This window comes from Streptomyces sp. RGM 3693 (assembly GCF_050471125.1).
Classification (GTDB): domain Bacteria; phylum Actinomycetota; class Actinomycetes; order Streptomycetales; family Streptomycetaceae; genus Streptomyces.
Genome location: NZ_JBMPPQ010000002.1, coordinates 499,180 through 512,485, shown reverse-complemented (window position 1 = coordinate 512,485; position 13,306 = coordinate 499,180). Strand labels below are relative to the sequence as shown.

The 13,306-nt window shown below is 73.9% G+C and carries 12 protein-coding genes; 7 read left to right on the top strand and 5 right to left on the bottom strand.

The features are described 5' to 3' along the window. Nucleotides 1-10 precede the first annotated feature (10 nt). On the top strand, nt 11-1,546 hold the full coding sequence (locus tag ACO0M4_RS19590) for a precorrin-2 C(20)-methyltransferase (RefSeq protein WP_430373856.1): 1,536 nt from the start codon (nt 11-13) through the stop codon (nt 1,544-1,546). A 14-nt stretch (nt 1,547-1,560) separates the two neighbouring features. Here the strand turns inward: ACO0M4_RS19590 and ACO0M4_RS19585 are convergent, their stop codons facing one another. Further along, a complete protein-coding gene (locus tag ACO0M4_RS19585; protein WP_430372023.1) occupies nt 1,561-2,331 on the bottom strand; it encodes a cobalt-precorrin-6A reductase in 771 nt (256 codons plus the stop codon). A 17-nt stretch (nt 2,332-2,348) separates the two neighbouring features. Here ACO0M4_RS19585 and ACO0M4_RS19580 point away from each other — a divergent pair, with 17 nt between their 5' ends. Next, a complete protein-coding gene (locus ACO0M4_RS19580; RefSeq protein ID WP_430372022.1) occupies nt 2,349-3,512 on the top strand; it encodes a cobalt-precorrin-5B (C(1))-methyltransferase in 1,164 nt (387 codons plus the stop codon). 139 nt (nt 3,513-3,651) lie between these two features. On the opposite strand, the gene ACO0M4_RS19575 is transcribed toward ACO0M4_RS19580, so the two are convergent. From ACO0M4_RS19575 to cbiE, 3 genes are all read right to left on the bottom strand, one after another. Then, nucleotides 3,652-4,008: a hypothetical protein gene (locus ACO0M4_RS19575; RefSeq protein ID WP_430372021.1), complete on the bottom strand. Its 357-nt coding sequence runs from the start codon at nt 4,006-4,008 to the stop codon at nt 3,652-3,654. 142 nt (nt 4,009-4,150) lie between these two features. After that, nucleotides 4,151-4,918, bottom strand: coding sequence for a precorrin-4 C(11)-methyltransferase (gene cobM / locus ACO0M4_RS19570; protein WP_352294710.1), 768 nt, complete (start codon nt 4,916-4,918; stop codon nt 4,151-4,153). 22 nt (nt 4,919-4,940) lie between these two features. Then, the gene (gene cbiE, locus ACO0M4_RS19565) at nt 4,941-6,242 is read right to left on the bottom strand and encodes a precorrin-6y C5,15-methyltransferase (decarboxylating) subunit CbiE (protein ID WP_430372020.1); all 1,302 of its coding nucleotides are present in this window, start codon (nt 6,240-6,242) and stop codon (nt 4,941-4,943) included. A gap of 223 nt (nt 6,243-6,465) precedes the next feature. Between cbiE and tsaD the strand changes: the two genes are divergently transcribed. From tsaD to ACO0M4_RS19545, 4 genes are all read left to right on the top strand, one after another. Next, entirely contained in the window at nt 6,466-7,539 is a 1,074-nt protein-coding gene (tsaD, locus tag ACO0M4_RS19560) for a tRNA (adenosine(37)-N6)-threonylcarbamoyltransferase complex transferase subunit TsaD (protein WP_430372018.1), read from the top strand. Between the two features lie 244 nt (nt 7,540-7,783). Then, entirely contained in the window at nt 7,784-8,800 is a 1,017-nt protein-coding gene (locus ACO0M4_RS19555; RefSeq protein ID WP_430372017.1) for a cation diffusion facilitator family transporter, read from the top strand. A 101-nt stretch (nt 8,801-8,901) separates the two neighbouring features. After that, on the top strand, nt 8,902-9,486 hold the full coding sequence (locus ACO0M4_RS19550; protein ID WP_430372016.1) for a hypothetical protein: 585 nt from the start codon (nt 8,902-8,904) through the stop codon (nt 9,484-9,486). A 152-nt stretch (nt 9,487-9,638) separates the two neighbouring features. Then, nucleotides 9,639-10,721 carry a hypothetical protein gene (locus tag ACO0M4_RS19545; protein ID WP_430372014.1) on the top strand — a complete coding sequence of 361 codons (1,083 nt, stop codon included), beginning with the start codon at nt 9,639-9,641 and terminating at the stop codon, nt 10,719-10,721. Between the two features lie 222 nt (nt 10,722-10,943). Here the strand turns inward: ACO0M4_RS19545 and ACO0M4_RS19540 are convergent, their stop codons facing one another. Then, nucleotides 10,944-11,885, bottom strand: a complete 942-nt coding sequence (locus tag ACO0M4_RS19540; RefSeq protein WP_430372012.1) for an NADP-dependent oxidoreductase — start codon at nt 11,883-11,885, stop codon at nt 10,944-10,946. Nucleotides 11,886-12,072: 187 nt separating this feature from the next. On the opposite strand from ACO0M4_RS19540, the gene ACO0M4_RS19535 reads away from it, so the two are divergent. Next, entirely contained in the window at nt 12,073-13,230 is a 1,158-nt protein-coding gene (locus tag ACO0M4_RS19535) for an ATP-binding cassette domain-containing protein (protein ID WP_430372011.1), read from the top strand. Nucleotides 13,231-13,306 lie beyond the last annotated feature (76 nt).

Here is a 13,306-nt window from a genome sequence, read left to right as displayed (position 1 = left end):
CAGCGGCACGGTGGACCAGCCGGCCGCGCAGTCCCCGGAGCGGTCCACCGGCCGCCTCTACGGCGTCGGCCTCGGCCCCGGCGACCCGTCCCTGATGACCGTGCGGGCGGTGGAGGTCATCGCCCAGGCCGACGTGGTGGCGTACCACAGCGCCCGGCACGGACGTTCCATCGCACGTTCCATCGCCGCGCGGCACATCCGCCCGGACCACATCGAGGAAGCCCTGGTCTATCCGGTCACCACCGAGTCGACCGACCACCCCGGCGGCTACCGCGGCGCCCTGGACGAGTTCTACGAGGCGGCGGCGGCGCGGCTCGCGACCCATCTCGACGCCGGCCGCACCGTCGCGGTGATATCCGAGGGCGATCCGTTCTTCTACGGCTCGTACCAGCACATGCACAAGCGGCTGGCCCACCGCTATCCGACCGAGGTCGTACCCGGCGTCACCTCCATCAGCGCCGCCGCAGCCCGCCTGGGCACCCCGCTCACCGAGGCCGACGAGGTGCTGACCGTCCTCCCCGGCACCCTGTCGGAGGAAGAGCTGACGGCCCGTCTGAGCGCCACCGACTCGGCCGTCGTGATGAAGCTGGGCCGTACCTTCCCCAGCGTCCGCCGTGCCCTGGAGCGCTCCGGCCGGCTGCCGGAGGCCCGCTACGTCGAGCGCGCCACCATGGCCGGGGAGCGCACCGGAGCGCTGTCCGACGTCGACGCCGACTCCGTGCCGTACTTCTCCGTCGCGGTCGTCCCCAGCCGCATCGCCACCGCCGCCGAGGAGCCGGAGCCGGCCGCCGCGGACCGCGGTGAGGTGGTTGTGGTCGGCACCGGACCGGCCGGTCCGCGCTGGCTCACCCCGGAGTCCCGCGGTGCCCTGGCCGCCGCCGACGACCTCGTCGGCTACACCACGTACTTGGACCGCGTCCCGGTGCGCCCGGGCCAGCGCCGGCACCCCTCGGACAACAAGGTCGAGTCCGAACGCGCCGAATTCGCGCTGGACCTGGCCCGCCGCGGCCGCCGAGTGGCCGTGGTCTCCGGCGGCGACCCCGGCATCTTCGCCATGGCCACCGCGGTCCTCGAAGTGGCGTCGGAGGAGCCCTACCGCTCCGTGCCGGTGCGCGTCCTGCCGGGCGTCACGGCCGCCAATGCCGCCGCCGCCCGCGCCGGCGCCCCCTTGGGCCACGACTACGCGGTGATCTCGCTCTCCGACCGGCTCAAGCCCTGGGAGGTGATCGCCGAACGGCTGCGCGCGGCGACCGCCGCCGACCTGGCCCTGGCGCTCTACAACCCCGGCTCCCGCAGCCGCACCTGGCAGGTGGCCAAGGCCCGGGACGTCCTCCTGGAGCACCGCGCACCGGACACCCCGGTCATCCTCGCCCGCGACATCGGCGGCCCGGAGGAGTCGCTCCGCACCGTCCCGCTCACCGACCTCGATCCCTTGCAGGTCGACATGCGGACGATCCTGCTCGTCGGCTCGTCCCAGACCCGGCGGGTACAGCGCGACGACGGCACCGAGGTGGTCTGGACGCCGCGCCGGTACCCGGAGCGCTGACCGCCCGCGCGGCGTCAGCCGAGGAGCGCCCGCACCCAGTCCACCGCCGCGCCCGGCTCGGCGGCCACCGGCACGCCCTCCGGAACGGGGGGCCGCTGGACGACCACCACCGGCACCCCGGCCTCCCGCGCGGCCGCCAGCTTGGGGGCGGTCGCCGCGGCGCCGCTGTCCTTCGTCACCAGCACGTCGATGCGGTGGTGACGCAGCAGTTCCCGTTCCCCGTCGAGGGTGAACGGGCCGCGGTCCAGGACCGTCGTCATCCGGGGCGGGTGCGGGGGCTCCGGGGCGTCCACCGAGCGGACCAGGAACCACAGGTCCGTGAGGTGGGCGAAGTGGGCGAGACCCATCCGGCCGGTGGTGAGGAAGACCCGGCCGCCGAGGGCGGGGAGGACGGCGGCGGCCTCGGTGAGGGAGGGGACCGGGTGCCAGACGTCGCCGGGTTGTGCGCCCCAGCCGGGGCGACGGAGGGCCAGCAGGGGAACATGGGCGGTGGCGGCGGCCTGGGCCGCGTGGAAACTGATCGTGCCGGCGAAAGGATGGGTGGCGTCGATGAGCGCGTCCACCGCGTGCTCGCGCAGCCAGCGGGCGAGGCCCTCGGGGCCGCCGAACCCACCGATGCGCACCTCCCCGGCGGGCAGCCGCGGCGCCGCCACCCGGCCGGCCAGTGAGGTCATCACCCGCACCCCCTCCTCCGCCACCAGGGCCGCGGCCAGCTGGCGGGCCTCTGTGGTGCCGCCGAGGATCAGTACTTGGCGGGCGGATTCGTGGACGGGTGACGTCGGCATGAGCGGCAGGTTCCTCCGTGGGTGAAACGCAACCGCAGGGTACGGGAGGGCGCAGCGCGCAGCTCGCGCACACCGGGCTGCGGCCCGGGTGGACGACCGGGGCGTGCGCCACGGCCGCCAGCACGGCCGCGTACACGGCGCTGCTCAGCGGGGAGTTCCCGGACCCGGTGACGATCACGCTGCCGAGGGGACAGACGCCGTCCTTCGCACTCGCGGTGGAGGAGCTGACCGCTGCCGGGGCGGGACCGGCCACCGCGATGGCCGGGGTGGTCAAGGACGCCGGGGACGATCCCGATGTGACGCACGGGGCGCTGGTGCGGGCCACCGTGCGGGCGCTGCCGGCCGGCAGCGGAGTGGTGTTCGCGGCGGGCCCGGGCGTGGGTACGGTGACCCGCCCCGGACTGCCGCTGGACGTCGGCGAACCCGCCATCAATCCCGTACCGCGGCAGATGATCCGGGAGCATCTGGCGCGCGTCGCGGAGGCGCACGCAGGCAGTGGTGCGAGCGCGGACGTCGAGGTCGAGGTCTCCGTCGATCACGGCGAGGAGATCGCCCGCAGCACCTGGAACCCGCGCCTCGGCATCCTGGGCGGCCTGTCGATCCTGGGGACGACCGGGATCGTCGTGCCGTACTCCTGCTCGGCGTGGATCGACTCGATCCGGCGCGGGGTGGATGTGGCGCGGGCGGCCGGCCGGCGGCATGTCGCCGGGTGCACCGGCTCGACGTCGGAGAAGGTCGCCGTCGCCCTGCACCACCTGCCGGAGGACGCGCTGTTGGACATGGGGGACTTCGCCGGGGCGGTGCTCAAGTACATCCGCCGGCATCCCGTCGACCGGCTGACGATCTGCGGCGGCTTCGCCAAGCTGTCGAAACTGGCGGCCGGTCATCTGGACCTGCACTCGGCGCGCTCTCAGGTCGACAAGGGCTTCCTCGCCGAACTGGCCCGACAGGGCGGCGCCGACGCGGCGCTGGCGGAGGCGGTGGCCGAGGCCAACACCGGCCTCGCCGCGCTCCAGTTGTGCGCGGCGGCCGGCGTTCCCCTCGGTGACCTGGTGGCGGCCACGGCACGGGACGCGTCACTGGGCGTGCTGCGGGGTGCGCCGGTCGCCGTCGACGTCATCTGTATCGACCGGGCGGGACTGGTGGTGGGCCGGGCGGAGCCGCGCGGTCCGGGAGGCTGAGGCATGTCCGGTGGATCGCGGCCCTAGGGCCGGTCCGGTGGATCATGGCCGGGTTTGCGGCGACTGGCGTCGGATGTTTCACGTGAAACGCGCCCCGGCCCGACGGCCGGGATCCGACGCCCCGCCGTGCAACCCCTCGTCACATCCGCGGCAGTGTCTCTCCGCGGCTCAGCCCGTCCTCACGAGTCAGCCCGTCCTCACGAGCCATGTCGAAACGGCCCAGCTCGTTGCCGTGGCCCTTCCCGGCCCGACGGTGCTCACCCATTGCCTTGCGGGCCGCCATCTCGCGTGCGCGATCCATCCGGTCCCGCATGCAGCTGTCGTCCCCGCCGGTCAACGCGCCCAGCGCGCTGCCCAGGGCACAGGCGGCCATCTTGACGGGGCTGTCCTTCGCGCGGCGCGGGGTGTCCTTGCCGCTGGCGGTGGCGACGGTGCTGCCGGTGAGGGTCAGCACGGCCGCAGCGAAGACCGCAGTGGCGGCCATCCTGGTACGCATCGTGGCGAGCTCCTTTGCGTCAACCCCCCTGGGTGTCGCAGCTTCCTTACCGGCCTCCGGGATCAGGAAAACGGACTTTCACCCCGATGCGGTCATACAATTCAGCCGGACAGGCGTGCCGTGCGCTGTCCTTGATGCCCCCTCAGGCACCCCCGTCGCAGGGCGCGTGCGGGCGCTCGCGCTCCGACGAGTAGAGGTGGCTGTCGCGGAACTGCTCGGCTCCCAGCGTGCGACCGACCATGATCACGGCGGTCCGGACCACACCCGCGGCCTTCACTTGGCCGGCGATGTCGCCGAGCGTGCCGCGCAGCACGAGTTCGTCGGGGCGGGAGGCCATCGCCACAACGGCGGCCGGGCAGTCGGCGCCGTAGTGCGGCAGCAGTTCGTCGACGATCCGGTCCACGTACATCGCGGCGAGGTGCAGCACCAACAGCGCACCGCTGCGCCCCAGGGTGGCCAGGTCCTCGCCGTCGGGCATCGGGGTGGCGCGCTGGGCGACCCGGGTGAGGATGACGGTCTGGCCGACGGTGGGCACCGTCAGTTCGCGCTTCAGGGCGGCGGCCGCCGCGGCGAACGCGGGCACACCGGGCACGACCTCGTAGGGCACCCCCGCCGCGTCCAGGCGGCGCATCTGCTCGGCCACCGCGCTGAAGACGGACGGGTCGCCGGAGTGCAGCCGGGCGACGTCCTGGCCCTCCTCGTGGGCCCGGACCAGCTCCGCCGTGATCGCGTCCAGGTCCAACTGCGCGGTGTCGACCAGCCGGGCCCCCGGCGGGCACTCGGCGAGCAGTTCGCGCGGCACCAGGCTTCCCGCGTAGAGGCAGACCCCACAGGCGGCGAGGGTGCGGGCGCCGCGCAGGGTGATCAGGTCGGCGGCGCCGGGGCCCGCACCGATGAAGTAGACGGTCATGGCTGTCGGTCTCCTGGGGAGGTTACGAGGGGTCCTGGGAGCGGGAGGGGGCGGCGGTCTCCCGCGGGCCGGGCTCCGGCACACCGGACGACGCGGGCTTCACCGCCGACCACTGGGTGACCGGCATCGCCTGCCGCCAGCCCGTGAAGCCGCCGACCGGCACCGCATGGGCGATCGCGAGCCGCACCAGTTCGCCGCCGTGCCGCCGGTACCACTGGGTGAGCAGCGCCTCGGACTCCAGCGTCACGGTGTTGGCGACGATCCGGCCGCCCGGGGGCAGCGCGTCCCAGCAGGCGTCCAACAGCCCGGGCGCGGTCAGGCCGCCGCCGATGAACACCGCGTCCGGCGTCGGCAGTCCGGCCAGTGCGGCGGGCGCGGCGCCGTGCACCACGCGCAGCGCCGGGACGCCGAGCGCCCCTGCATTGCGGCCGATCCGCGCCGCCCGTACGGTGTCCCGTTCGACGCTGACGGCCCGGCAACTGCGGTGCGCGCGCAGCCATTCGACGGCGATGGAGCCGGAACCGCCGCCGATGTCCCAGAGCAGCTCGCCGGGCGCGGGGGCCAGCGCGGCCAGGGTGGCCGCCCGGACATGACGCTTGGTCAGCTGGCCGTCGTGCTCGTAGGCGTCGTCGGGGAGCCCCGGCACGATCGGCAGCCGCGGTGCGTCGGGCTCCCGCACGCAGTCCAGTGCGATCACGTTGAGCGGATCGCCGGCGGGTGCGTCCCACCGCTGCGCACTGCCCTCGACCACCCGCTCGCGCAGGCCGCCGAGTTGTTCCAGTACGCGCATCCGGGTCGGGCCGAAGCCCCGGTCCCGCAACAGCCGCGCGACCTCGTCGGGCGTCCCGGCCCCGGCCGACAGCACCAGCACCCGCCGCCCGTCGTACAGCGCCCGCACCAGGTTCTCCGCCGGCCGCCCGACGAGCGTGACGACCTCGGTGTCCTCCACCGCCCAGCCCAGCCGGGCGCAGGCGTACGCCACCGACGACGGATGCGGCACCACCCGCAGCGGTCGCCGCACCGCGACGTCCTGTGCCATCACCTCGGTCAGGGTCCGCCCGATCCCGTAGAACATCGGGTCCCCACTGGCCAGCACGCAGAGCCGGCGCCCGGTATGCGCGGCGAGCAGCCCGGGCACCGCGGGTCGCAGCGGCGAGGGCCACGGCACCCGCTGCCCCGCGCACTGTGCGGGCAGCAGCGCCAACTGCCGGGCCCCGCCGATCAGTACCTCGGCCGCGGCCAGCTCCCGGCGCGCGGCCGGCGACAGTCCGTCCCAGCCATCGGCCCCGATACCTACGACGGAGAGGGGAAGCGGGGGAGTCACTGCGGGGTACCTCGGGGCGCGAAGGGACGGGACGGAGGCCAAGGGGATGTCGAAGGGCGGGTGCCGAACTCTACTGACCGGCCGGGCGGCCCCGGCTCCCGGGGAGGGCCCCGCGGGCCCGGGCACGTCCCCTGCACCCACCCCGCCCCTTATTGCACATTGCTTGCAATTACTTGCTATTACTGTCTGGGGCACGAAACGCGACGGGGAAGGAGTGCGGTCCATGGGCTCGCCGGTGGTGCTGGGCATCGAGTCGTCCTGCGACGAGACGGGTGCCGGCCTGGTGCGGGACGGCCGGCTGCTCGGGCACACCGTCGCGTCGAGCATGGACGAGCACGCGCGGTTCGGCGGAGTGGTGCCGGAGATCGCCGCCCGGGCGCATGTGCACGCGCTGACGCCCATGGTGCGCGGCGCGCTGGCCGATGCGGGGCTGCGGGCGTCCGACATCGGGGCGGTGGCGGTGACCACCGGACCGGGACTCTCCGGTGCGCTCCAGGTGGGGCTGGCCGGGGCCAAGGGGCTGGCGTACGCGCTGGGCGTGCCGCTCTACGGCGTCCACCACCTGGCCGGTCACGTCGCCGCCGACACCCTCGCGCACGGTCCGCTGCCCGACCCCTGCGTGGTGCTGATCGTCTCCGGCGGGCACACCTCGCTCCTGCTCGTACGGGACCTGGCCCGCGACCGGATCGTGCACCTCGGCGACACCTTGGACGACGCCGCCGGAGAGTGCTTCGACAAGGTCGCGCGGGTCTTCGGGCTGCCCTACCCCGGCGGTCCGGCCATTGACCGGACAGCGCGCGAGGGGGATCCGCGCGCTGTCCACTTCCCTCGCCCGCTCACCGCGGGCCCGCCCGAGAAGCGGTTCACGTTCTCCTTCTCGGGGTTGAAGACGGCGGCGGCGCGCTGGGCGGAGAGCCACCGCGCCGCGGGCCGTCCGCTACCGGTCGCCGATGGTGCGGCCGCGCTTCAGGAGGCGGTCGCCGACGTGCTGACCCGCAAGGCGGTCGCCGCCTGCACCGAGCACGGCGTCGGAACGCTGGTGGTGGTCGGCGGCGTGGCGGCCAACTCCCGGGTGCGCACGCTGGCCGAGGAGCGCTGCGCCGCGGCCGGCATCACCCTGCGGGTCCCGCCACTGCGGCTGTGCACGGACAACGGCGCGATGATCGCGGCCGTCGGTGATCTGCTCGTCCGGGCCGGCGCCACGCCCGCCCCGCTCGATGTGTCCATCGACCCGTCGGCACCGCTGGAGTACGCGGCGCTGCATCCCGTTGCGGCGGGCCGCGCACCGGCCGCCTGAGGCCGGCGGGTAGTTGGCGCCTTGTTTCACGTGAAACCCGTCGTTTCACGTGAACCGACGGACGACCGCTCCGTCGACCGGATCGTGTCCGTCCGGTCACCCTTCTCCATCGCACCGCTCTGACCAGGCACGATAGCCCGTTCGACGGTAATGACAACGGTCACCGGTGCAGCCTTTGGATCTTTTGTCGAAGTGCGGTTTGCTTCGCTGCGAGAAGCAAGGTGGAGCCAGGAAGGAGCGCGCCATGACCGAGCACGCCCACAGTGGGCACGGCCATGCACACAGCCACACCCATGCCGTGTCCCCGGACGCCGATCGGCGCTGGCTGCGGGCCGCGCTGATTCTGCTCACCGCCTACATGGCGGTCGAGGTCGTGATCGGTTTCCTGGCGCAGTCGCTGGCACTGATCTCGGACGCCGCCCACATGCTCACCGACGCGGTCTCGATCGTGTTGGCGCTGGTCGCGATGCGGCTGGCCGCGAAGCCCGCGCGGGGCGGCTACACCTACGGCCTCAAGCGCGCCGAGATCCTCTCCGCGCAGGCCAACGGCATCACCCTGCTGGTGCTGTCCGTCTGGCTGGCGTACGAGGCGGTCCAGCGGCTGATCTCACCGCCCGAGGTCACCGGCGGGCTGGTGGTCATCACCGCGCTCTCCGGTGTGGTGGTGAACCTGATCTGCACCTGGTTCCTGTCGAAGGCCAACCGCTCCAGCCTGAATGTCGAGGGCGCCTACCAGCACATCCTCACCGACCTGTTCGGCTTCATCGCCACCGCGATCTCCGGTCTCATCGTGCTGACCACGGGCTTCCAGCAGGCCGACGCGATCGCCTCGCTCGTCGTCGTCGCGCTGATGCTGAAGGCCGGTACGGGGCTGGTGCGGGAGTCCGGCCGGATCTTCATGGAGGCCGCTCCGGCCGGGATCGACCCGGACGCGCTGGGCGATCACCTCGTCGCCGCCGACCAGGTCGTCGAGGTGCACGACCTGCACATCTGGCAGATCACCTCCGGGCAGCCGGCGCTCTCCGCGCACATCCTGGTCGCCCCGGCGGGCGACTGCCACAAGGTCCGCCGCAGCCTCCAGGACTTGCTGCACACCGAGTACGGCATCACCCACGCCACCCTCCAGGTCGACCACCTCGGCGAACAGGACGAGGACGAGCTGCTGACCCTGGGGCCCGGGCCCGGCCCCGAGCAGCCCTCCGGCAGCCACTGCGACGACTCCCACGGCCCCGTCCACCGTCCGGGGCCGCACCAGCACTGACCCGCCGTCGTCGCGGGCCCGCGCCCGCACTCGGGTGAACCCGTCCCCGGGCGCGGCCCGCCAGGCGCCGGCCCGCCCCACTGCGGTGCTCGGATGACCGCATGAGAACCGCCGCTGCCTGCGCGGTGCTGTGCGCCGTCGCGCTCCCCGCCGCGCCTGCCCCACAGGACCCGCCGGCCCTCGCGGTGACGGTGACCGACGGCGTCGACCGGGCGGAGGCCGGACAGCGGCTCGACTACCGCATCACCGTGCACAACCTCGGCGGCGACCAGGTGACCGGTGCCCGCATCGAGCAGGAGATGCCGGCCACCACGGTCTCGGCCACCGCCACCGACGGCACCGTCGAAGGGGCGGGCACGGGCGAGCAGAAGGCCGTCTGGCACGCGGATCTGCCCGCGTACGACATCCAGGTGTTCACCGCCGGCGCGGTGCTCGGCGCCCGCCGGGACCTCGGCACCAGCGCCGCCCCCGGCACCCTGCGGGCCGCCACCTCGGTCTGCGTCTACGCCGGTGCGAACGCCGCACCGCTGGCCTGCTCCGGCGATCTGGACGACCTCCCCGAGTCGCAGCCCGAGCCGGAGCACGGCAACGGGGTGGGGTGGGCGGTGGCGGCCCTGGCCGGCGCGCTGCTCGTGCCCGGGGTGGTCCGGGCGGTCCGGCGCGGCCGGGCCCGACGGTCCGGCTGAGCAGCGCGCGGGGCCGCCCACCCGGCGCCGGCCACCCACCGGCCGCTCATCCGTGCGATCACCCATTGGCACCGGCCCCGCTCGCGGCCGACCGCCGTACGGACTTGCCTGGAGCGTGGCAGCCATCGCCGTTGCAGGAAGGACCGGTACGCATGTCAGCGAGTGCACCCGCACGCGCCGACGGCCGGGTGACGGCGGCGCGCTGCCCACCGGGACGGCCACGCCGGGCCCGCTCGTTGGCCGGCGGCGCGCTGCTGCTGATCGGAACGCTGCTGCTACCGCTGAGCCTGGCCGCCCTCTGGGCCCGCGCCGAACTCACCGACACCGACCGCTATGTGGCCGCGGTCGCCCCGCTCGCCGGAAACCCCGCCGTCCAGGACGCCATCGTCGTCGACGTCACCAACGGCGTGATGCCCCACGTCCGGCTGGACGGCCTGCTCAAGGTGGTCCCACCCGCCGAACGCCCCGCGCTGCGCCGCAAGTTCACCCGCGGCATCCGCGAGTTCGTCGACAAACAGGTCCGCCAGGTCGTCACCGGCCGCACCTTCCCCGCGGTCTGGTCCGGGGTGCACCGCACCGCCCACCGCAACCTGGACGGCATGCTGGCCGCCTCCGGCGACGCCCCCGTCACCCTCGACCTCTCGCCGGTCATCGAGCGCGTCCGGCACCAGTTGTCCGGCAACGGACTGGGTATCGACCTCATCCACCGGGTGCCGCCCACCGGCGCCTCCATCGTGCTGCTGAAGTCCCCCGACGTGCCCCGGCTGCGGGCCGGCTTCCAGGTCGCGCGCACCGGCGCGCTGCTGCTGCCGCCGACCGCCGCGCTCTGCCTCCTGGCCGGTCTGCTGATGACCCGACGCCGACGCCGGGCGCTGATCTACACGGCGGCCGGCTGCGCGGTGGCCTGCGCCCTCCTGGCCGCGGCGCTGGCGCTGCTCCGCACCCGCCTCCTGGACGCCCTGCCGGCCACCATCTCCCGCCCCGCCGCCGACGCCTACACCGACGCCCTGACCGCCTCCCTGCGTTCCGGCGTGGGGACGGCGATCGGCGCGGCGGCGGTCGTCGTCGCCCTCGCCACCGCGGGCCCACTGACGGCCCGCCTCCGCCGCGCCGTGTCGTCGGGGTTGTCGGGCCGTCAGCCCGGACCGGGGCGCCGGTGGGCGACGTCCCGTGGCATACGGAACGCCCACCGCGCCGCGCAGCGCCGGTTCGCCGATGACCATCCGCGCCGGTAGCGGCTCGCCGCGCCCCGGGACGGCCGTGGCGTCCACCGGTACCGGGCACCACCGGCCCCAGCACCGCACTACATCCCCAAATGGCGCGCATGAGAAAAAACCGCCATGCCGCCTGAACTGCCGCATGAAGAAGGCACCGATCCGCGTCCGCGCCCCCGGCAACAGGACACGACAACGGGCCGGCACGGACACGGCCTTCTCGGCAGCGGCGACGGACCGTCCTCAGATCGCCAGGACGGTCTTCCCCTGCGCCCGCCCGGTGCGGCTGGCCGCCAGGGCCTCGGGGGCCTCCGCCAAGGGGACTTCGAGGCCCACGAGGACCGTCAGGCGGCCCGCGTCGAGGTGCCCGGCGAGGATCTCCAGCAACTGGGGCGAGGGCCGGTTGACGAAGTTGAAGCCGCGCAGGTTGTGCTCGGTGAGCACATCGGCGTCGGCGGCACCGATCAGCGAGACCGCCACACCGCCGTCCCGTACCGCCCGGGTCAGCTCGACGAACCCCGCCGCGTCGCTGGTCATGTCGATCAGCACGTCCACCCCTTCCGGGTGCGCCGCCAGGACCTGATCGGCGACCGGCCCCGCGGTGTGATCGACGGTCTCCGCGGCCCCCAGCGTGCGCATCAACTCCGCCTTGGCCGGGCGGGCGGTGGCGATCACCTCCGCACCCCGGCCGGCCGCGATCTGGGTCGCGAAGGTGCCGACCCCGCCGGTCGCACCGACGATCAGCACCCGCCGGCCCTCGCCGACCCGGGTCTCCTCGACCAGGTTGTACGCGGTCATCCCGGCCGTCGGCACGGCGGCGGAGGTCGCATAGGTGACGCTGCGGGCGGCCAGGGCGATGGCGCCCTCATCGGCCACGGCGAATTCGGCGTACGAACCGCCGCCCCGATCAGGCCGCTGGAACTGGCCGAACACCGGGTCCCCGACGGTGAACCGCCGCACGCCACTGCCGACCCCGACCACCTCCCCCGCCCCGTCCGCCCCCAGGACCAGCGGGAACTTGGCGTGGACGGCCTCTCCGAACATGCCGTCGGCGAGCTTCCAGTCGATGGGGTTGAGTCCGGCGGCGGCCAGCCGCACCAGGACCTCACCGGGCCCCGGTTCAGGTTGTGGCAGCTCCATGAGCTGCGGGTCCGCACCGAAGGCGTTGACTGCTACGGCTCTCATGTGGCGTTCCCTTCCACCCTTCCGAGGAGCGGCCGGAGTGGATCGTAAGCACGCCGGTCGGGCCGGGCGCGGCAGGACGGGAGGCGGTGCCCCGGAAGCAACTCGTACGGCCCCCGTCACCGTTCCGTTCCCCACTCGATTGCCCGCATGACGGGACCGGTGCGGGGCCGCGGGATTCAATGGCGCAATGATCCGGTTCGAGTCGGTCACCAAGCGCTACCCCGACGGGACCACGGCCGTCGACGACCTCTCCTTCGAGGTCGGCGCGGGTGAACTGGTCACCTTGGTCGGGCCGTCCGGGTGCGGCAAGACGACGACCATGATGATGGTGAACCGGCTGATCGACCCCACCAGTGGGCGGATCTTCGTCGACGACGCGGACGTGTCCGGTGTCGACCCGGTCCGACTCCGCCGCGAGATGGGCTACGTCATCCAGCAGACCGGGCTCTTCCCGCACCGCACCGTCCTCGACAACACCGCGACCGTGCCGTTCCTGACCGGCTGGAAGAAGCCCAAGGCGCGGGAGCGAGCCGCCGAACTCCTGGACCTGGTCGGGCTGGACCCGACCGTCTACGGCGCGCGCTACCCCGACCAGCTGTCGGGCGGCCAGCGCCAGCGGGTCGGGGTGGCCCGCGCCCTGGCGGCCGATCCGCCGGTGCTGTTGATGGACGAGCCGTTCGGCGCCGTCGACCCGGTCGTCCGGGACCGCCTCCAGAAGGAGTTCCTACGGCTCCAGGCCACCCTGCACAAGACGGTGTTGCTGGTCACCCACGACATCGAGGAGGCCATCCGGCTCGGCGACCGGATCGCGGTCTACGGCGCCGGGCGGATCGAGCAGTTCGACACCCCGGCGCGGGTGCTCGGCGCCCCCGCCACCCCCTATGTCGCCGAATTCATCGGCGCGGACCGGGCGTTGAAGCAGCTGTCGGTCACCGCCATCGACCGCGACGACCTGGAACGCCCGCCGTTCGCCCGGCTCGCCGAGCCCGCCGCGGACGCGGTGGTCCGGCTGCGGGCCGAAGGTGCACGCTGGGCGGTGGTGCTGGACGCCGAGGGGGCGCTGCACGGCTGGGTGGGCACGGAGCAACTGTCGGGCGCGGGTGGGACGGTGGCGGACCACGCCCGTCGGATGGAGGCATGGATCCCGGCGTCCGGAACCCTCAAGGCGGCGTTCAGCGAGATGCTCAAGCACGACGCCGGCTGGATCGCGGTCCTGGACGGCCGGCGGTTCCTGGGCGTGCTGACCCCGACCACCCTGCACGAGGCGCTGCGCCGCACCATCGCCCCGGAGGGACGGGGGCGGTCACAGGGGCGGCCGGAGGTGGACTCGGTCCCGACGGAGTGAGGGAGGCGGCCGGGGCGGGCGTGGTGTTTCACGTGAAACGACGGCCGGGAGCGCTGTTTCACGTGAAACGTCGTTC

What these genes read in the sequence shown, in the direction of transcription:
- ACO0M4_RS19585 (WP_430372023.1), bottom strand. Translation starts at nt 2,331, where the DNA reads ATGCCGACGTCACCCGTCCACGAATCCGCCCGCCAAGTACTGATCCTC.
- ACO0M4_RS19575 (WP_430372021.1), bottom strand. Translation starts at nt 4,008, where the DNA reads ATGCGTACCAGGATGGCCGCCACTGCGGTCTTCGCTGCGGCCGTGCTG.
- cobM (WP_352294710.1), bottom strand. Translation starts at nt 4,918, where the DNA reads ATGACCGTCTACTTCATCGGTGCGGGCCCCGGCGCCGCCGACCTGATC.
- tsaD (WP_430372018.1), top strand. Translation starts at nt 6,466, where the DNA reads ATGGGCTCGCCGGTGGTGCTGGGCATCGAGTCGTCCTGCGACGAGACG.
- ACO0M4_RS19555 (WP_430372017.1), top strand. Translation starts at nt 7,784, where the DNA reads ATGACCGAGCACGCCCACAGTGGGCACGGCCATGCACACAGCCACACC.
- ACO0M4_RS19550 (WP_430372016.1), top strand. Translation starts at nt 8,902, where the DNA reads ATGAGAACCGCCGCTGCCTGCGCGGTGCTGTGCGCCGTCGCGCTCCCC.
- ACO0M4_RS19545 (WP_430372014.1), top strand. Translation starts at nt 9,639, where the DNA reads ATGTCAGCGAGTGCACCCGCACGCGCCGACGGCCGGGTGACGGCGGCG.
- ACO0M4_RS19540 (WP_430372012.1), bottom strand. Translation starts at nt 11,885, where the DNA reads ATGAGAGCCGTAGCAGTCAACGCCTTCGGTGCGGACCCGCAGCTCATG.
- ACO0M4_RS19535 (WP_430372011.1), top strand. Translation starts at nt 12,073, where the DNA reads ATGATCCGGTTCGAGTCGGTCACCAAGCGCTACCCCGACGGGACCACG.